Here is an 18,240-nt window from a genome sequence, read left to right on the forward strand (position 1 = left end):
CTGTCATATGGGACCTGCCGCATGTCTTTCAAACGCCGCTTTGCCGCAGGCCTGATCGTTTTCCTCGCCATCTGCGGCGGCATCTCGTCGGTGCGCGCCGAGCCTTTCAAGATCGTCGGCTTCGGTGACAGCCTGATGGCGGGGTACGGCCTTGGCCCGGGCGAGGGCTTTACCGATAAATTGCAGGCAGCACTTCGTGCGAAGGGCCATGACGTCATCGTCGCCAATGCCGGCGTCTCCGGCGACACCTCCAGCGGCGGCCTGGCGCGGCTCGACTGGTCGGTGCCTGACGGCACGCAGCTGGTGATCCTCGAACTCGGCGCCAACGACATGCTGCGGGGTGTCGCGCCCGACATCACGAAAAGGAATCTGGACGAGATGCTGGGCAAGCTCAAAGAGCGAAAGATTGCCGTGCTGCTGGCCGGCATGCGGGCGGCGCCCAATCTCGGCGCCGACTACCAGAGCGCCTTCGACGCAATTTTTGCTGACCTGGCCGGCAAATACGATGTTCCGCTCTATCCGTTCTTCCTCGACGGCGTCGCCGGCCAGCCCGGCCTGCAACTCGAGGACGGCCTGCATCCGAGTGCTCGCGGCGTCGACCTGATGGTCGAACGCATCCTGCCCACCGTCGAGAAGGCCATGCCAGGCGGATCGTGACGTCGGATGGAACCGGTTCCGTTGCGGAAGCTTTAGATTGCATCCGCGACCAACAAACCACTTGCTCCATTTGATTATCGATGATTCGCTAGGGATGACAGTTTCGATTCGAGGAAGGGAGGCTCTTCATGCCGCGTCTTTTCACCGCCCTCGAAATTCCGCGTGATGCCGCCCTTTCGCTGTCCCTGCTCCGGGGCGGTCTGCCCGGGGCCCGCTGGATCGACGTCGAAAACTACCATCTGACGCTACGCTTCATCGGCGACGTCCAGGGCCATGTCGCCGACGAGATCGCCAACGCGCTCGACCGGGTGCATCGCCCGTCCTTTTCGCTGACGCTGTCGGGTGTCGGCGCGTTCGGCCAGAAGAAGCCGCATGCGGTGTGGGCCGGCGCTTCGCCCTCGCCCGATCTGGCGGCTCTCCAGGCCGAAATCGAGCGCATCTGCCAACGGCTCGGCATCCCCGCCGATCCGCGCAGGTTCATGCCGCACGTGACGCTGGCGCGGCTGCGCAATTCGAGCCCGCNCACCTCCGACGCCTCCCGGATCATGCGATAGACCTCGGCAAACGCTTGCTGGTCCTCATAGTAGGGATCCGGTACATCGCGCGGCCTTCCCTCGGCGAATTCCAGGAACAGGTGGATACGGTCGCGCACCGCCGCCGGCGCCAGCGCCTTCAGGTCGGCGACGTTGGACCGGTCCATGCCGAAGATCAGGTCGAAGCGGTGAAAATCCTCCGCCATGATCTTGCGCGCCCGCTGCCGCGAGATGTCGATGCCGTGGTGAGACGCGATGGCGATCGAGCGTGGGTCGGGAGCGGAGCCGACCTCCCAGCCGCCGGTCGCGGCCGAATCGAGCACGATATCGCCGCCATATCCGCGCTCCGCCAGCACGGCGCGAAGGACGCCTTCGGCCAGCGGCGACCGGCAGATGTTGCCGAGGCAGACGAAAAGAATGGAATTTATGGGCTTCGCGATCATGGATCCGGCGCTATGGTGACGACTTCAGCGCATTAGCACGGGAAGCGGACATGACGAGAGAGAAACTGGGCAGGGAGGCCGCCGAAGCGGCGCTCACAGGGCTTGAGGGCTGGACACTGGCACAGGATGGCGCCTCGATCGGCCGCACCTTCACCTTCGTCAATTTCTCCGAAGCCTTCGCCTTCATGACCAGGGTGGCGCTGGCCGCCGAGAAGATGGACCACCATCCCGATTGGTCGAATGTCTACAAGACAGTCAATGTGACCTTGAACACGCATGACGCCGGCGGCGTGACGGCGCTCGACATAGACCTCGCCAAGAAGATGAACCGCTATTTCGGCGGCTGAACGCGGGCTGTCCAGCGTCCAGGCCGGGCGCGGGCCCGCAAATCGGCGCCGGCATCTTGCAGCCCGGTTCGGCTTTCACCACATTTTGATCGGCGGCATGCGCCGGTATGCGCATGGGATCCGCAAGGAGAGAGATAGATGGCGCGAGAATCCGGTTTTGATTTTTTCGGCTTTGGCGACAAGCTGGCCGGCGAGGGCGAAGTGCGCGAAAAGTTCTGGCGCACGGCCAGGAAGGCCGCTCGGCAGATTCCGTTCATGGAAGATGTCGTCGCCGCCTATTACTGCGCCATGGACAAGAAGACGCCGCTGCGCGCCAAGGGCATATTGGTGGCAGCGCTCGCCTATTTCGTCCTGCCGGTCGACCTCATCCCCGACTTCATCCTCGGTCTCGGCTTCACCGACGACATCGCCGTGCTGACCGCCGCGATCACCGCCGTCAGCGCCCATATCACGCCCGCGCACCGGCAAGCCGCCAAGGACGCCATCGCCGACAAGGGCTGAAGTCCCGCCGGCCGAATTCCGCCGCGACGGCTCGACCTCTGGACAGGGGCGTTCAGCGGCGGGTTAAAAGTCAAACTCTTGCCGTTTTCGTGGCCTCCAAGTCGCCAAAGGGACACCGAGCCGGCCGCTGACAAGGCGGCGGCGCGGAAATGGCGGCGGTTTCCTGGGGTGAAGGTCCTTTTCTCTTGGGGAATTCACCGTTTGGTAACCCAGATTAAATCAAAATGAAGCGACGGCAGGACGCCACGCGGCCCGCCTCCGCACCATTTGGAATACGGGAAAAACGATGCGCGGATTGATTGCACTAGTTTCGAGCCTGGTCCTGGCGGCCTCGGCGGCGCCGGCGCTGGCGCAGCAGGCGACCAAGATCGGCCAGCACAATGCCTGGGGAACCTACAGCTACCAGGCTTCGGGCGGCAAGGTCTGCTACGTGCTGACAGTGCCGACCGACAAGCAGCCGCCGACGCTCGACCATGGCGACATGTTCTTCTTCGTCAGCCAGCGACCCGGCCAGCAGGTGTCCTATGAACCGCAGTTCATCGCCGGCTACAATTTCCAGGAAGGTTCCAAGGCCACCGTCACCATCGACAAGAAGAGCTTCTCGATGTTCACGCGCGGCAAATCGGCCTGGGTCGAGAACGCGGCGGAAGAGCCAGTGCTGATCGCGGCGATGAAGACCGGAACCGACATGAAGGTGTCGGCGAAGTCGGGCCGCGGCAATCCCACGAACTATGTCTTCTCGCTTAAGGGCATTTCGGCGGCGTTGTCCTCGATCGCCAAGTGCAAATAGCTATCTTCGTTTTTGAACCGAAGGCCGGGCCGTAACGCCCGGCCTTTGCTTTTTCAGCCCAGCCCTGATTCCGGTGCTGCCTCCGCCCGCCGCCGCCGGATCGCCTCGGCGATGAACACCCGCGACAGGGCGTGATAAAGCGGCTCGTGCGAGATCAGCCGCGCCGTGCCGTAGCCCAGCATCGAAGCAAGCATCAGGCCGATGACATTGTCGTGATTGCCGGTCATTTCCAGGATGATGACGAAAGCCGTCATCGGCGCCTGCACGACGCCGGCGAAATAGCCTGCCATGCCGAGCAGGGCCGCGACGCCGGCGCTGCTCCCGAACATCAGGCCGAGCGAGCTGCCGATGCCGGCGCCGACCGCCAGCGAGGGCGCGAAGATGCCGCCGGGAATGCCTGAGATCATCGACAGCAGGCCAGCCCCGAATTTCTCGGCAAAGAAGAACCAGGGCAGCGGCGTGCCTTCGACCGCGCTGCGCGCCTGCGCGTAGCCGGTGCCGAAGGTCAGCCCGCCCGAGGCGATGCCGATCACCGCGACCCCCAGTCCGCAGATCGCGGCCACCAGCAGCGCGCGCCACAGCGGCTGCAGCGCGTTCCAGCGTCGGATACGCCGCGTCGCCTTGAGGGCCAGCAACGAGAACAAGGCGCCCAAGCCGCCACCGATGACGCCGCAGGCGATTACAAGCGGCCAGTCGACGGCAAACGAGATCGTCTCCTTGGACACGCCGAAATAGGTGTAGTTGCCGAGCACGCCGAGGGAGGCGAGGCCGGCCAGGATGACCGCCGTCAGCACCAGCCCGTTGGTGCGCGCCTCATAGGTGCGGCCCATCTCCTCGATGGCGAAGACGATGCCGGCGAGCGGCGTGTTGAAGGCAGCGGCGATGCCGGCGGCCGACCCCGCCAGGATCAGGCCGCGCGCCTGCGCCATGCCGCCCCAGCGCGCCGCCCGCAGCATCAGCGATGCGCCGACCTGCACGGTCGGTCCCTCGCGGCCGATCGAAGCGCCGCAGAACAGGCCGACAAGGGTGAGCGCGATCTTGCCCACCACCAGCCTGAGCGACAGGATATGGCTGCGGTCGTCGTCGTCGCGAAGGTGGCGGGCGGCGATCGCCTGCGGAATGCCGCTGCCTTGCGAGCCCGGGAAGACGGCGTGCGCCAGCCAGGCGCACAGCACAAAGCCGAGCGGCGTGATCGCCAGCGGCAGATAGAAGCGCCAGCCGCCGTCATTGCCGATCACGACATGAAACAGAGCCTGCGCCTTGTCGGCCAGCACGGCGAACAGCACACTGATCAGGCCGATGGAGATGGCTCCCGCCCAGAACACCAGACGCGGCTGCCAGACGCGGCGCGAGGCCCACATGGCGCGCGAACGCCGCAGCATGGGGTGTTTTCGCGATTGGCCGGCCATGTCTGTCCTCGGGGGAAAACCCAGCCCTAACACAGGCATGACGCCGATCAAGCGCGAGTCTGCCGGTCGGACGGGATCAAAAGGCCACAGTCGCGGTGCCTTTGAGCAAGGAGCCCGCGGTCATGCGCTATGTTAGATTCGCCGCGATGATCCTGGTTTCCACGGTCCTCATGTAGGGGCTCATGTACCTGAACACCTATGCGCTGGATCATGTTTTCTTCAGCCAGACCCGGGTGTGGATGGCCATCGTGATGGGCGCCGCCATGGCCATCGTCATGATCGGCTTCATGTGGGGGATGTACGAGAGCGTGGCCGCGAATGTCGGCATCGTCATCGGTGGCATGCTCGTATTCGCTGGTGCCTTGTGGCTGGTCAGAAGCCAGGAAACCGTGAGCGACGTCTCTTACATGAAGGCCATGATCCCGCACCACTCGATCGCGATCATGACCAGCGAACGCGCCCATATCCACGATCCGGAGGTGCGAAAGCTCGCGGACGGCATCATCGACGCACAGGTGCCCGAGATCACGCAAATGAAGCGTCTGATCGCGCGGCTCGAAGCCAATCCCGTAGCGGCCGGCGCTCCCGACCTGCCGTCCTACCGAGCCCGCGAGGCCGCGCCGCCACCGCCGGAAACCGACCAGAGCACCGGGATCGATACGCTGTCCATCGACCGGTAGGCGCGGGGATGGACGCGCGGACAATATGAAAGCTGCCCGTCCCGCCGGCCTCAAAGCCGGCGGGCAAGTCCTTGCGAGATGGTCACATGGCCATTTTTTCACATTCGGCCTGGGCCTTCTTGGTCGAGGTGTCGATCATGTAGGCTTTGCCCTTGGCGTCGGTCATCATCATCATGCAGTGCTTGATCGGCTTGGCCATCTTCATCATGTCGGCGCCCATCTTCGCGTCCGGCGTCATGGTGCCCATATGCCCGTCGGGCATGATCGCCGTCACTTGTCCGCCTTTCATCATGCTCATGGTGCCCATCGTGTCCTCGGCAAACGCCTGCGAGGCGCAAAGCGCGGCGAGGCCGGCAATGACGGCGAGCTTGATCGATTTCATCCTGCATTCTCCCATTCTGTAGGGGCACAGTTGCCCCGTTCAGGGTTCGAAGCCGCGAGGGGGATCGTTACGCCAACACGACTAAGTGATCGCCGCCAACGACATTCCCTCGGCCGGCCTCGATCGTCCTTCACGGGGACGGTCGCGATCGGGACACCGACGGCAGACCCGGTTTGGCGTGCACCGCATGACTTCGCGCTCAACCTGTGCTATGCGCCGCCCTTCATATCGGGCCGATGGATGAAATCGGCCGCAAACCGCTTATATCTGTGCAACCATGACCCTTTCACTCGATCTTACCGCCGACGGCGCCCGTGACGCCTTGCGCGGCCGTGCCGCGCGGACCGAAAAGCCATCGCTGATCGGCCTCACGCGGACGGAACTCGCCGCCGCTCTTGTCGAATCCGGCACCGTGCCGGAGCGTCAGGCAAAGATGCGCGCCCAGCAACTCTGGCACTGGATGTATGTGCGCGGCGTTTCCGACTTCGCCGGCATGTTCAACATCTCCAAGGATCTGCGCGCCGAACTCGACAAGCATTTCACCGTTGCCCGGCCCGAGATCGTCGAGGAGCAGATTTCCGCCGACGGCACGCGAAAGTGGCTATTCCGCTTTCCGCCGCGCGGCGCCGGCCGGCCGGTGGAGATCGAGACGGTCTATATCCCCGAGGAAGGCCGCGGCACGCTCTGCATCTCCTCGCAGGTCGGTTGCACGCTGACCTGTTCGTTCTGCCACACCGGCACGCAGAAGCTGGTGCGCAACCTGACCGCCGAAGAAATCCTGGCGCAGTTGCTCACCGCGCGCGACCGGCTCGGCGACTTCCCCGATCGCGACACGCCGGATGGCGCCATCGTGCCGGCCGAGGGCCGGAAAGTGTCCAACGTCGTCATGATGGGCATGGGCGAGCCGCTCTATAATTTCGAGGCGGTGAAGAAGGCGCTGCTGATCGCCTCCGACGGCGACGGCCTGTCCCTGTCCAAGCGTCGCATCACGCTGTCGACCTCGGGCGTCGTGCCCGAGATTTTCCGCACCGGCGAGGAGATCGGCGTCATGCTGGCGATCTCGCTGCACGCGACCAACGACGATCTGCGCGACCTTCTGGTGCCGATCAACAAGAAATATCCGCTGAAGGAACTGATCGCCGCCTGCCGCGCCTATCCCGGCCTCTCCAACGCCAAGCGCATCACCTTCGAATATGTGATGCTGAAGGACGTCAACGATTCCATCGAGGACGCCAAGGGGCTGATCAAGCTGCTCAAGGGGATTCCGGCCAAGATAAACCTGATCCCGTTCAACCCGTGGCCGGGTACCAACTACCAATGCTCGGACTGGGAGACGATCGAGAAGTTCGCCGACTACATCAACAATGCCGGCTATGCCTCGCCGATCCGCACGCCCCGCGGCCGCGACATCCTGGCCGCCTGCGGCCAGCTGAAGTCGGAATCGGAACGCATGCGCAAGGTCGACCGGCTGGCGCTGGAAGCCATGATGATCGCGGGGCACGGCGAGGTGTGAGCCGTCTCGTCGCCGGCCTCACACGTTTCGCGGTGATAGCAGTCGGCTACCTCGCCGCCGTGCTGACCTCGATCCTGGTGCCTGTGCTGCTGATCGTTCTGCTGGCCGGGATCGAGGACGGCAACTGGTCAATCATTTTCACGTTCGACTGGCTGGCCTCCTTCCCGCTCGCCGTGCTGACCGTGGCCATCTGCGCGCTGCTGATCGTCGGCCCAGCGATCTTCGTCGCCGAACGGCTGGCGCTGCGAGGATGGTTCTACTTCGCGGTCACGGGCGCGGTCACGTCGATCGCCTTCGGTGTTTTTGTGCCGGGCTCGGCCGGAGGCTTCGTTTTCAATCCGGGCTTCCTGGGTTTTCTGGCCGCCGCCGGCATTGCCGCAGGCTGGGTCTACTGGCTTCTGGCTGGACGCGGCTCCGGTCGTCTCAGGGGCCGTGATCCCCAATGAACCGTCTCGTCGCGTACATCGTGCGCTTCGCCATCATCCTGTTCGGCTATGCCGTAGCCTCGCTGGCGGCGAGCGCCTTCCTCAACATCCTGTTCCTGGCCTCGCTCGGCTACGCGCCGGCGCAAGCGCATCCGGCGGCGACGGCGTCGCTCTATTTTTCAATTCCCTTCGTCGCCCTGTTCGTCGCCTATTTCGGCTTCATGCCGGCGGCGGTCGTCATCCTGATTGCCGAAATCCTCGGTCGGCGCGACTGGTTGTTCTACGCCCTCGCCGGCGCGGTGGTGGCGGGGGTTTTCCTCGGCCTCGTCGACAATGTCCGCGATTCCGCTTTCGCGGTCACCGAAGCCAGCGCCATCATGGCGGTGCTCGGTGGCGGCATGGTCGGCGGCATCTTCTATTGGTTTGCCGCCGGGCGCTGGGCAGGAAGCTGGTGGAAGGTCTCTACTTCGCCTGGGCCGTCAGAATCTTGAGCGCGAACGCCGAGAACACGCCGGCGAAAAGATAGTCGACCACCCGCGTCACACGGGGGCTGGCTTTCATTGCCGCCGCGAATTTTTCAGCCGCCAGCACCATCGGTACCGTCACCGGGATCGACAGCACGATGAACATGGAGCCGAGGAAGAACAGCTTGCCCGGCGCGTTCGGATCGTGCGCGGAGACGAATTGCGGCAGGAAGGTCATGAAGAACAGGATGATTTTCGGGTTGAGCAAATTGACGCCGAGCCCCGCCGCCCAGCTGCGCAACAGCGAGATTTGCGGGCCGGTCTTCTTTTCCGGCGAGAAAGCCGAACCCTTGGTGATCGCCTGCCAAGCGAGGAAGACGAGATAGCCGGCGCCGAAGATCTTCAGCACGAAGAAAGCCATCGGCGAGGCGACGATCAGCGCCGAGACGCCGACCACCACCAGCGTGGTGTGGATCAGCGTGCCGCACAGCGCGCCGGCCATCGAGGCGAAGCCGGTGGCGCGGCCCTGGCTCAGTGTGCGCGACACGAACAGCGTCATGTCGGGGCCTGGCGTGATCGCCAGGATAACGGTGGCGATGGCGAACTGGATCAGCGTGGTGGTGTCGGGAATGAAGGACATGGCAAGGCCCCGGGAAGATTCGGGGCGTATACAGGATGCATCGCGCCGACGCCAGATGGGGCCGGCGCATCCTCCGGTGGAGCTGGAGCGGTTCGGCCAGTTTTCGCCGCGCTTCAAGGCGGCGCTCTTGAGCGCCTGGTGGCCGGCGGCATGGCCCCGAGATCGTTGCTCCCGATCAAGCCGGGCGTCGCACTGCCGCGCTGGATCAGAAGGCTGGCGCCGCGTGCGCTTGCTCGCTTTGCCGTTCCTGCTAAAAGGCGCTCCGACAATCCCTGACGCCTTGCCTCAAGCGTCCGCTTTTCGACGGAGCAGAAATGTCCAAGACCAAAGACGTGCAGAAGGTCGTGCTCGCCTATTCCGGCGGCCTCGACACATCCATCATTCTGAAATGGCTGCAAACCGAACTCGGCGCCGAAGTCGTCACCTTCACCGCCGATCTCGGCCAGGGCGGCGAGCTGGAGCCGGCGCGCCGCAAGGCCGAGATGATGGGTATCAAGGACATTCGTGTCGTCGACGTACGCGAGGAATTCGTCGCCGACTTCGTGTTCCCGATGTTCCGCGCCAATACCGTCTACGAAGGCACCTATCTCCTGGGAACCTCGATCGCGCGGCCGCTGATCTCCAAGCACCTGGTCGAGATCGCCAGGGAAACCGGCGCCGACGCCATCGCGCATGGCGCCACCGGCAAGGGCAACGACCAGGTCCGTTTCGAGCTTTCGGCCTACGCGCTGAACCCCGACATCAAGGTCATCGCGCCGTGGCGCGACTGGTCGTTCAAATCGCGCACAGACCTGATGAACTTCGCCGAACAGCACCAGATCCCGGTGCCCAAGGACAAGAGGGGCGACGCACCGTTCTCCGTCGACGCAAATCTGCTGCACTCGTCCTCCGAGGGCAAGGTGCTGGAAGACCCGTGGAGCGAGCCGCCGGAATTCGTGCATCAGCGCACCGTGTCGCCGATGGACGCGCCGGATGCCGTCACCGAGATCGAGATCGAATTCCTGAAGGGCGACCCGGTCGCGCTCAACGGCAAGAAGCTGTCGCCGGCCACCATGCTGGCCGCGCTCAACGATCTCGGCCGCGACAATGGCATCGGCCGGCTCGACCTGGTCGAGAACCGTTTCGTCGGCATGAAATCGCGAGGCGTGTATGAAACGCCGGGAGGCGCCATCCTGATCGTGGCCCATCGCGCCATTGAATCGATCACGCTCGACCGCGGCGCCGCGCACCTCAAGGACGAGTTCATGCCGCGCTACGCGGAGCTCATCTACAACGGCTTCTGGTTCTCGCCCGAGCGCCTGATGCTGCAGGCGATGATCGACAAGAGCCAGGAAGACGTCGAAGGCACGGTGCGGCTGAAGCTCTACAAGGGCAATGTCATGGTCACCGGCCGCAAGTCTGGGAAGACGCTCTATTCCGACGCGCTGGTCACCTTCGAGGACGACCGTGGCGCCTATGACCAGAAGGACGCCGCCGGCTTCATCCGCCTCAATGCGCTGAGGCTGCGGACATTGGCCGCACGCAACCGCCGAGGCTGAACCGGGCAGCGGCCTGGCTTTCGCCAACTCACGCTTACGAAACCCGACGGAGACGTCGGGTTTTATTTTATCTGTCTAATATACTGGAAGTCAAAAACGCTCCAGACAAGTTGGTCCTTGATCTCTGAGCGGCTTCATTTAGGTTCTTGCACGGGATCAAGGGGCTTTGACATGAAAAACAATGTTCTTCTGCTTGCGGCAGCCGTCGCTCTCATCGGGTGCCAGTCATCACAAGCGGCCGCGAAACGCGCCCCTGACGCGGGGTTGGAAGGGTGCCTTGGCGCCGTCCGCGTATGGAACATTTCATTCAAGCACGATATGGCTTCTTTCATGGGCACATCGCAGGCGCGCATGCCGACTTTGTTCTGCCAGCGCCTCGCCGATGGCGTACGCAGCGGCCGGGTCAGCTATTCCGACATCAACAGGCTGCAACTCGACCAACCGACAGAAATCTGGATGGTCATCAAGGGCAAGCCGAAGCCTGCTAAGGTCACGCAAGCCCCGGCGCCGCTGTCGCTCAAATTTCGCAACTGCAGCGGTGTTGACGGCGCCTTCCAGGTTCCCATTTCCCAGAAATGCCCGTTGAGCGGCTGGGCAAATCATTGAGAGCGACGTGACGGGATCGAAGCCGGCCATTTCACGGGAATGGCTGGTGCCGCTGGTGCTTTTCGCGACGCCGGTCGCCGCTGGGGATTTCGACCTCGCCTCCCTGGACCTCGCCGCCCTCATCGAATGCAGGGCCAATGTGCCAGCGTATAATGGTCTTGCCCTCTGGCTGGCCGGCGAGCCGGATGTGGGGCAGACCCTCGGCTGGAAGGAGGCCGCTTCCGGCAATCCCTTCCTGCGGCAGTATGAGCTGCCCGCTCCGATCCATGTCTTCGGACGCGATACGGGGACAATCGTCTTACCGCGACCGGGCCGATGGCGGTGCTCGACGGGATCGCCGCGCCGGACCTCGCTCGCCAGCTCGACGTTCCGGCGACGGTTTCGACGCCGGACAAGTTCCTCGGCGAGAAGGTCGTGGCCGAAAGCAGCGAGGACGCCAGCGGTGTGAGCCTTGCCACGCGCATCACGCTCAACGTCTCGACCGTCGAGTCCCACGGGGGCAGGACGCTGGCCGGCTGCTCCTATGCGCTCGACGTGAAATGAAAAACCCGGCGCGGAGGCCGGGTTTTTCGTTCAATGCCGTGCGGTTCGATCAATCGGCGTCGATCGCGGTGGCGATGCGGGCGATGGCCTGCTGATAGACGCTTGCGGAATTCCAGCCGGCGATCGCGCCCATGTTCGACTGGGCGCTGGCGCCAGCCCGCCAGCCGTGACCCTTGAGGAAGTTGGCGGTGGAGGCCAAAGCGGTGGCCTTGTCGCGCAGGTTTCCGCTACCGACCGCATACTTCAAGACATTTCCGGGCAGGAACTGCGTGTGGCCGATCTCGCCATGCATGGCGCCGACCGACGAGGCGGTCAACGCTCCGCGATCAACCAGCTTCAGAGCCGCGATGGCGTGCGGGTGAAAATAGTCGGGACGGCGGCAATCATAGGCAAGCGTCACAATGGCGGAGACTGTGTTCTGGTTGCCCATGGAAGCACCGAAGCCGGTTTCCATGCCCCAGATGGCGAGCAGCACGCCCGGCGACACGCCGTAGTTGGCTTCGATCTGGTTGAACAGCGCCGCGTTCGACTTCTTCAGCGAACGGCCCTTGGAGATGATCGCCGACCCGCCGCGGCGTTTCATGAAATCGTCCACCGATCCGCTGAAAGCCTTGTGGATGGCGCGGTCGGCGGAGATCGTCCTTGTTGCGTAGGTGGCGCCGGCCAGAGCGGCCAGACCCCTCGACTCGACACCTTCGGACTTGGCCTCAGCGGCGAAGTCCTGCTTCCAGGCGTCGAAGCCGGCGCCGGTCTTGCCGCAGCTGGCCGCCGCTTGCGCACCGGTTGCCAGCCCCAGCGCCGCCACCACCGCCGCCGCTAAAATCCTACCCTTGGCAAGAAATGCCATGTTGTTCTCCTCGTTGCCTGATTCACGTCCCGTTTGCGAATTTGCCAGCGAAACGCGCATTTGTCACCGTCTGTGGCGCGATGCTGGCGAATGGCGGGGAATTTGCCTACGATCAAGTGATTATTATGGCGAGTGTCAGGCATGAAGACTCTGATGCCGCCCATGGACCGGGCAGGCGCGCCTGGACCGGGGAAGCAAAATAGTCGCGATGGAGCGCGGAACACCGGCCGGTGGTTCGCGTTTGGGCACGGGCCGCCATGCATCCCTTCTGATGAATTGAGATCGAAATGAAACTTTTCGACTGCCCGCATTGCGGCCACCGTCTCTATTTCGAGAATGCCCAGTGCCTGAACTGCAGCAGTCTCGTGCTCTATGATCCCGAGGACGCGCGCTTTGTCTTGTCAGGCGTCGACGGCGCGATCCAGTGCACCAATGCCGACGAATGCGCCTGCAACTGGATGGCCGAGCCGGAACAGGTCTTCTGCCGTGCCTGCGTGCTGAACCAGCTGATCCCCGATCTCTCGGTCGACGGCAATCGCCGCCGCTGGATTCGCGTCGAGGCGGCGAAGAAGCGCGCCATCTATTCGCTGCTCGCCTTCGGCCTGCCGGTGGCGCCCAAGCAGAGCCCGACGGACGAGATCGGGCTGGCCTTCGACTTCCTCGCCGATCCGATCGGCGGCGGCCCGGGCGGCGAACGGATTCTCACTGGTCACGACAACGGCCTGATCACGCTGAATGTCGCCGAAGCCGATTCAGCCGAGCGCGAAAAACGTCGCGTCCAGATGGGTGAGAATTATCGCACGCTGCTCGGCCATTTCCGCCACGAGCTAGGCCACTATTACTGGGACCGCCTGATCCGCGACGATCCGCGAAGGCTGGAAGCGTTCCGCGCCTTGTTCGGCGACGAGCGTGCCGACTACGAACAGGCGCTGAAAGCTTATTACGCCAATGGCGCGGCGCCCGATTGGCAGCAAGACCACATCTCGGCCTACGCCACCTCGCATCCGTGGGAGGACTGGGCCGAGACCTGGGCCCACCACCTGCACATCACCGACACGCTGGAAATGGTGCATGCGCTGAACTTTCCGCTCGGCCGGCTGGAGACGGTGGAGGCGAACGAACTGCCGCGGGGCGATACCGGGGGCGAGCCGCGGGCAGCACCCTCGGAGCCCGCCAACACGCCCGAGCCCTTCGACAAGATCCTTGCCCGCTGGCTGGTGCTGTCGGAAGCCTCCAATTCGATCAACCGCTGCATGGGCCTCCCCGACCTCTACCCCTTCGTCATTTCGGACGCGACGGCGCGGAAACTGGCGTTCGTACACGATCTTCTGACCGGCTTGCCGGTGGACGGCGGAACAAATCGTGAGTTGGCTCGCGCATTTTAGCCGGAACGCATGCGCTGCTGCCCCGTTGTCACCGCCGAGGGACTGTGAAACGGAGAGAACCCATGAAATCCTTATTGTTTCCCGCAATAGCGGGGATGCTGACCGCAATGTCCGGCGCGGCGCTGGCCGATACCGCGGTCTCGGCAGTCACCGATCTCAACGTGCGCGCCGGCCCTGGTCCGCAGTATCCAGTGATCGGCGTGCTCGCCGCAGGCCAATCGGCGACGCTCAACGGCTGCATCGAAAATAGCAAATGGTGCACCATCGCCGAAGCGGGTGGCCAGGGCTGGGTCTATTCCGACTACGTCACGGCCGATTTCGGCGGCAGCCGCGTCGTGCTGACGCAGCGCCGCTCCGCCGTTGCCGTGGTCACGCCGCCGGCGGACATCGGCAACTATTCGACCGACTATACCGGTGCGATCATTTCCAGCGATCCGGTGGTTGGCGACTTTCCAGCGCCGCCGGCCGCGGTACGGACCTATGTCGACACCCACCGCCTCGACCCCGTCTATCTCGACGGCGAGGTGGTCACCGGCGCGACCCTGCCCGATACGGTCGAGCTGCGCGAAATTCCTGATTACAACTACCGCTATGTCTATGTGAACGGCCAGCGGGCGCTGATCGATCCGCAGACACGGCGCATCATGTACGTCGTGCGTTGATGCGATGCCGGCGGTCGCCGAAGCGGCCGCCGGCGAAACCTGATAGGCGACCGCGTAGGCTGGCCCACGCCTGTGTTCCGTGCCAATCCGGGTTTGCGTATTCTGCTGCATCGCGCCCGGTTCCCGAAACCATCAGCCAGATCAAGCAGCGGTGGATTGGGATCGAGGACAAGCGTGACGATCGACGACACTGCCTTCGAGCGCTATCGCAACACGCCGAACGCCAGGACGACTTTGCCGCGCCTGTTGCTGGGAAAGCTGATCGTCGTCCTGTTCTGGGGCGCCACCACCGCGGCCGTGCTGTTCGGTGGCACCCGTGTTTACTTCGCCTGGCGTGGGGCGGCGGCTTCGCCACACGGCATGGAAGGCTTTCTCGCCTCGCCCGTCGGCATCCTCTGCGCGCTCGCCTCTTTCGCCGGGATCTGGATCGGCCTGTGGATCGTCATGCGCTGGGTGCATGGCGAGCCGCTGTCGGCGCTGCTTGGCGCCGGCCGCCGCGTAGCGCGATTGGACTTCCTCAAGGGGCTGATCGCGGTGCTGATCACCTCGTCCTTGTCCGAAATCCTGCTCTATCTGCTGCAGCCCGGCATTGCGCGCGGCACGATCAGCCTGCCATCCTGGCTGTTGTTCGCGATCCCGATCGCCGCGCTCACCCTGCTGCAGACCTCGTCGGAGGAGGTGCTGTTCCGCGGCTACTTGCCGCGCGGCTTGGCCAATCGGTTCAGAAGCCCGTTCGTCTGGGCGCTGCTGCCCGGCCTGCTGTTCACCTCGCTGCACTGGAGCGGCGGTTCGACGGCCGCCATCAACGCCAGCGTGCTGGTCTCGATCGCTGCCTTCGCGCTGCTTCTGACCCTCGTGGTCTACGCCACCGGCAATCTCGGCGCCGCACTTGGCGCCCATCTCGGCAACAATTTTACCGGCTTTCTGCTGATCTCGCATCAGCAGAGCTACAATTCCTTCGCCTTGTTCACTGCAAAGCCGCTCGAAGGACCGGGCTGGATGATATCGGATGCCATCCTCATTGCCCTCATCGGCATTGCCTGCAGCCTGCTGACGATTGTCTTGCTGCTGCATCCGCGGTCGCCACTGAAGGTCACGGCTGAGGTTCCAAACGCCGTGGATGCGGCCTGATCGCGGCCCTGGAAACAGCGCGACACCGGCTTTGCCTTGACTCTCTCGCCGCTTTCCTGTCTACAGCCCACGAATTCCGCGACGAGTATTCCTCCGAGCAAGCCGACCAGGACGCCGAAACCTCTTTGAGGCCGAGTGCTGTAAACAGATCCTGGAGGCCAACACCCGGCAGCGCTGTGCGCCCCCGGGTGCTTTTTGGTTTTGGGCTTTTGCTTGGAGTGGCTTTTGCTAGGAGACTGGCTTTTGCTAGGAGACTGGGCGCGAACGCATTACCTCTCGGGCACCATCCGGGTGCCTGGGAAAAGGAAAACGAATGTTTGAATCGCTGCAGGAGCGTCTTGGCTCCATCCTGAACGGCCTGACCGGTCGCGGCGCGTTGTCGGAGGCGGATGTCTCGGCAGCGCTGCGCGAGGTGCGCCGTGCGCTGCTCGAGGCCGACGTGGCGTTGGAAGTGGTGCGGTCCTTCACCGACAAGGTGCGCGAGAAGGCCGTCGGCGCCGCGGTGCTGAAGTCGATCAAGCCGGGACAGATGGTCGTCAAGATCGTCCATGACGAGCTGGTCGACATGCTCGGCGCCGAGGGTGTCGCCATCGACCTCAACGCGCCTGCCCCGGTCGTCATCATGATGGTCGGCCTGCAGGGCTCCGGCAAGACCACCACTTCGGCCAAGATCGCCAAGCGGCTGACCGAGCGTCAGAACAAAAAGGTCCTGATGGCCTCGCTCGACACGCGGCGTCCGGCAGCGCAGGAGCAGCTGCGCCAGCTCGGCGAGCAGGTCAAGGTGGCGACGCTGCCTGTTATCGCAGGCCAGAACCCGGTCGATATCGCCAAGCGCGCCGTGCAGGCGGCCAAGCTCGGCGGACATGACGTCGTCATCCTCGATACCGCCGGCCGCACCCACATCGACGAGCCGCTGATGGTCGAGATGGCCGACATCAAGAAGGTGTCGGGCCCGCACGAAATCCTGCTGGTCGCCGATTCGCTGACCGGTCAGGACGCCGTCAACCTGGCGAAAAGCTTCGACGAGCGAGTCGGCATCACCGGCCTTGTGCTGACCCGCATGGACGGCGACGGCCGTGGCGGTGCCGCGCTGTCGATGCGCGCCGTCACCGGCAAGCCGATCAAGCTGATCGGCACCGGCGAAAAGATGGACGGCCTGGAGGAATTCCACCCCAAGCGCATCGCCGACCGCATCCTGGGTATGGGCGACATCGTCAGCCTGGTCGAAAAAGCCGCCGAAAACATCGACGCCGAGCAGGCGGCGGCGATGGCCAAGAAGATGCAGTCGGGCAAGTTCGACCTGAACGATCTCGCCCAGCAGCTTCAGCAGATGTCGAAGATGGGCGGCATGGGCGGCATCATGGGCATGATGCCCGGCATGGGCAAGATGAAGGACCAGATGGCCGCCGCCGGCCTGGACGACAAGATGTTCGGCCGCCAGCTCGCCATTATCTCCTCGATGACCAAGGCCGAGCGCGCCAATCCGGATATCCTCAAGCACTCGCGCAAGAAGCGCATCGCCGCCGGCTCCGGCACCGATGCCGCCGAAATCAACAAGCTCTTGAAGATGCATCGCGGCATGGCCGACATGATGAAGGCGATGGGCGGCAAGGGCAAAGGCGGCGGCCTGATGCGCGGCATGATGGGAGGCCTTGCCTCCAAGATGGGCCTCGGCGGCATGATGCCCGGTGGTGGCATGGGCGGCATGATGGGCGGCGGCATGCCCGATCTGTCGAAGATGGACCCCAAGCAGCTCGAAGCCTTGCAGAAGCAGGCGCAGGCCGCCGGCCTCGGCGGCATGAAGGGCTTGCCCGGCGGTCTTTCCGGCGGCGGCTTGCCCGGTCTACCCGGCGGCGGCTTGCCCGGCGGCATGAAGCTTCCCGGCCTTGGCGGCGGTGGCGGCCTGCCCGGTCTCGGCAAGAAGAAGTGAGGACGCTATGAACGAAGAAAAGGACATGGCCGACGCCCGCACCATCCTGGCCGGCTACCGCGCCTCGATCGACAACATCGACGCGGCCCTCATCCACATGCTGGCCGAGCGCTTCCGCTGCACCAAGGCGGTTGGCGTGCTCAAGGCCGAGCATGGCCTGCCGCCGGCCGACCCGGCGCGCGAGCAGCAGCAGATCGCCCGCCTGCGCCAGCTGGCGCATGACGCGCATCTCGACCCGGATTTCGCGGAGAAATTCCTCAACTTCGTCGTCCGCGAAGTGATCCGGCACCACGAACAGATCGCCGCTGCCAACGGCGTGACGAAAACGGGTTGAAGAAACCCTGACTTATCAAACGAAATCGGAGCTTTTAGGAGAAAAGAAATGGCACTGAAGATCAGACTGGCCCGTGCGGGCTCGAAGAAGCGTCCTTACTACCACGTCGTCGTCGCCGATGCCCGTTCGCCTCGCGACGGCCGGTTCATCGAGTCGCTCGGCTCGTGGAACCCGCTGCTGCCGAAGGACGGCGAGCGCATCAAGGTCGATGCCGACCGCGTCAAGCATTGGCTGTCGCACGGCGCCCAGCCGACCGACCGCGTGCTGCGCTTCCTCGATGAGGCCGGCCTTGCCAAGCGCGAGGCCCGCTCCAACCCGAAGAAGGCCGAGCCCGGCAAGAAGGCGCAGGAACGCGCCGCCCTGCTGAAGAAGGCCCAGGAAGACGCCGCTGCCGCCGTCGCCTCGGCCGCTGCCGCACCGGCCGAAGCGGAAGCCGCTACCGCCGAGTAATCGCTTCCTATTCCTTGCGGGAACAGAACG

The 18,240-nt window shown here is 64.2% G+C and carries 21 protein-coding genes and 2 pseudogenes; 18 read left to right on the forward strand and 5 right to left on the reverse strand.

All coding sequences use genetic code 11. The features are described from left to right. The first annotated feature begins 21 nt into the window (after positions 1–21). Positions 22–657, forward strand: coding sequence for an arylesterase (locus tag X742_RS144835; RefSeq protein WP_023774451.1), 636 nt, complete (start codon positions 22–24; stop codon positions 655–657). Positions 658–785: 128 nt separating this feature from the next. Further along, positions 786–1,172: pseudogene (gene thpR, locus X742_RS1000000173010) on the forward strand (RNA 2',3'-cyclic phosphodiesterase); the annotation flags it as partial. A gap of 11 nt (positions 1,173–1,183) precedes the next feature. Here the strand turns inward: thpR and X742_RS0138160 are convergent. After that, positions 1,184–1,633 (reverse strand): annotated as a pseudogene (locus X742_RS0138160) (low molecular weight protein-tyrosine-phosphatase); the annotation flags it as partial. Positions 1,634–1,683: 50 nt separating this feature from the next. Between X742_RS0138160 and X742_RS144830 the strand changes: the two are divergent. The 3 genes from X742_RS144830 to X742_RS144820 all read left to right on the forward strand — a co-directional run bounded on the left by X742_RS144830 (position 1,684) and on the right by X742_RS144820 (position 3,271). Next, positions 1,684–1,980, forward strand: coding sequence for a 4a-hydroxytetrahydrobiopterin dehydratase (locus X742_RS144830; RefSeq protein WP_023774453.1), 297 nt, complete (start codon positions 1,684–1,686; stop codon positions 1,978–1,980). A 138-nt stretch (positions 1,981–2,118) separates the two neighbouring features. Further along, positions 2,119–2,481 (forward strand): YkvA family protein, encoded by a 363-nt coding sequence (locus X742_RS144825; RefSeq protein WP_023774454.1) that lies wholly within the window; start codon positions 2,119–2,121, stop codon positions 2,479–2,481. A gap of 286 nt (positions 2,482–2,767) precedes the next feature. After that, the gene (locus X742_RS144820; protein ID WP_015314944.1) at positions 2,768–3,271 is read left to right on the forward strand and encodes an invasion associated locus B family protein; all 504 of its coding nucleotides are present in this window, start codon (positions 2,768–2,770) and stop codon (positions 3,269–3,271) included. Between the two features lie 53 nt (positions 3,272–3,324). On the opposite strand, the gene X742_RS144815 is transcribed toward X742_RS144820, so the two are convergent. Beyond that, positions 3,325–4,680, reverse strand: coding sequence for a chloride channel protein (locus X742_RS144815; RefSeq protein WP_023774455.1), 1,356 nt, complete (start codon positions 4,678–4,680; stop codon positions 3,325–3,327). A gap of 182 nt (positions 4,681–4,862) precedes the next feature. Here X742_RS144815 and X742_RS04920 point away from each other — a divergent pair, with 182 nt between their 5' ends. Then, positions 4,863–5,360, forward strand: a complete 498-nt coding sequence (locus tag X742_RS04920) for a DUF305 domain-containing protein (protein ID WP_023774456.1) — start codon at positions 4,863–4,865, stop codon at positions 5,358–5,360. Positions 5,361–5,442: 82 nt separating this feature from the next. On the opposite strand, the gene X742_RS144810 is transcribed toward X742_RS04920, so the two are convergent. Beyond that, positions 5,443–5,742 (reverse strand): hypothetical protein, encoded by a 300-nt coding sequence (locus X742_RS144810; RefSeq protein ID WP_023774457.1) that lies wholly within the window; start codon positions 5,740–5,742, stop codon positions 5,443–5,445. 277 nt (positions 5,743–6,019) lie between these two features. Between X742_RS144810 and rlmN the strand changes: the two genes are divergently transcribed. Genes rlmN through X742_RS144795 form a run of 3 tightly spaced genes read left to right on the forward strand, consistent with a single transcriptional unit; the run spans position 6,020 to position 8,171 of the window. Then, positions 6,020–7,255: a 23S rRNA (adenine(2503)-C(2))-methyltransferase RlmN gene (gene rlmN, locus X742_RS144805; protein WP_023774458.1), complete on the forward strand. Its 1,236-nt coding sequence runs from the start codon at positions 6,020–6,022 to the stop codon at positions 7,253–7,255. Then, positions 7,252–7,701: a hypothetical protein gene (locus X742_RS144800; protein ID WP_023774459.1), complete on the forward strand. Its 450-nt coding sequence runs from the start codon at positions 7,252–7,254 to the stop codon at positions 7,699–7,701. The genes rlmN and X742_RS144800 overlap by 4 nt, the downstream gene beginning before the upstream one ends. Then, the gene (locus X742_RS144795) at positions 7,698–8,171 is read left to right on the forward strand and encodes a hypothetical protein (RefSeq protein ID WP_023774460.1); all 474 of its coding nucleotides are present in this window, start codon (positions 7,698–7,700) and stop codon (positions 8,169–8,171) included. Before X742_RS144800 ends, X742_RS144795 begins: the two co-directional genes overlap by 4 nt. Here the strand turns inward: X742_RS144795 and X742_RS144790 are convergent. Further along, complete coding sequence (locus X742_RS144790) at positions 8,143–8,784, reverse strand: LysE family translocator (protein WP_023774461.1); 642 nt, start codon at positions 8,782–8,784, stop codon at positions 8,143–8,145. The two genes, X742_RS144795 and X742_RS144790, sit on opposite strands and share 29 nt — an antisense overlap. Before the next feature lie 314 nt (positions 8,785–9,098). Between X742_RS144790 and X742_RS144785 the strand changes: the two genes are divergently transcribed. From X742_RS144785 to X742_RS1000000175960, 3 genes are all read left to right on the forward strand, one after another. Further along, entirely contained in the window at positions 9,099–10,322 is a 1,224-nt protein-coding gene (locus X742_RS144785; protein ID WP_023774462.1) for an argininosuccinate synthase, read from the forward strand. A 171-nt stretch (positions 10,323–10,493) separates the two neighbouring features. After that, positions 10,494–10,928, forward strand: a complete 435-nt coding sequence (locus tag X742_RS0138165; RefSeq protein ID WP_031248378.1) for a hypothetical protein — start codon at positions 10,494–10,496, stop codon at positions 10,926–10,928. Between the two features lie 315 nt (positions 10,929–11,243). Continuing rightward, on the forward strand, positions 11,244–11,471 hold the full coding sequence (locus X742_RS1000000175960; protein ID WP_023774465.1) for a hypothetical protein: 228 nt from the start codon (positions 11,244–11,246) through the stop codon (positions 11,469–11,471). A 49-nt stretch (positions 11,472–11,520) separates the two neighbouring features. Here the strand turns inward: X742_RS1000000175960 and X742_RS144780 are convergent, their stop codons facing one another. Then, positions 11,521–12,318, reverse strand: a complete 798-nt coding sequence (locus tag X742_RS144780; RefSeq protein WP_023793574.1) for a lytic transglycosylase domain-containing protein — start codon at positions 12,316–12,318, stop codon at positions 11,521–11,523. Between the two features lie 287 nt (positions 12,319–12,605). Here X742_RS144780 and X742_RS144775 point away from each other — a divergent pair, with 287 nt between their 5' ends. From X742_RS144775 to rpsP, 6 genes are all read left to right on the forward strand, one after another. Beyond that, positions 12,606–13,703, forward strand: a complete 1,098-nt coding sequence (locus tag X742_RS144775; protein WP_023774467.1) for a putative zinc-binding metallopeptidase — start codon at positions 12,606–12,608, stop codon at positions 13,701–13,703. Positions 13,704–13,765: 62 nt separating this feature from the next. Beyond that, on the forward strand, positions 13,766–14,365 hold the full coding sequence (locus X742_RS144770; RefSeq protein WP_023782104.1) for a DUF1236 domain-containing protein: 600 nt from the start codon (positions 13,766–13,768) through the stop codon (positions 14,363–14,365). Between the two features lie 174 nt (positions 14,366–14,539). Next, on the forward strand, positions 14,540–15,496 hold the full coding sequence (locus X742_RS144765; protein WP_023774469.1) for a type II CAAX endopeptidase family protein: 957 nt from the start codon (positions 14,540–14,542) through the stop codon (positions 15,494–15,496). Positions 15,497–15,809: 313 nt separating this feature from the next. After that, positions 15,810–17,426, forward strand: a complete 1,617-nt coding sequence (ffh, locus tag X742_RS144760; protein WP_023774470.1) for a signal recognition particle protein — start codon at positions 15,810–15,812, stop codon at positions 17,424–17,426. Positions 17,427–17,433: 7 nt separating this feature from the next. Further along, entirely contained in the window at positions 17,434–17,760 is a 327-nt protein-coding gene (locus tag X742_RS144755; RefSeq protein ID WP_015314959.1) for a chorismate mutase, read from the forward strand. A 48-nt stretch (positions 17,761–17,808) separates the two neighbouring features. Continuing rightward, a complete protein-coding gene (gene rpsP, locus X742_RS144750; protein ID WP_023774471.1) occupies positions 17,809–18,210 on the forward strand; it encodes a 30S ribosomal protein S16 in 402 nt (133 codons plus the stop codon). Positions 18,211–18,240 lie beyond the last annotated feature (30 nt).

Origin of the sequence: Mesorhizobium sp. LNHC229A00, from assembly GCF_000502415.1 — a bacterium.
Taxonomy (GTDB): Bacteria; Pseudomonadota; Alphaproteobacteria; order Rhizobiales; family Rhizobiaceae; genus Mesorhizobium.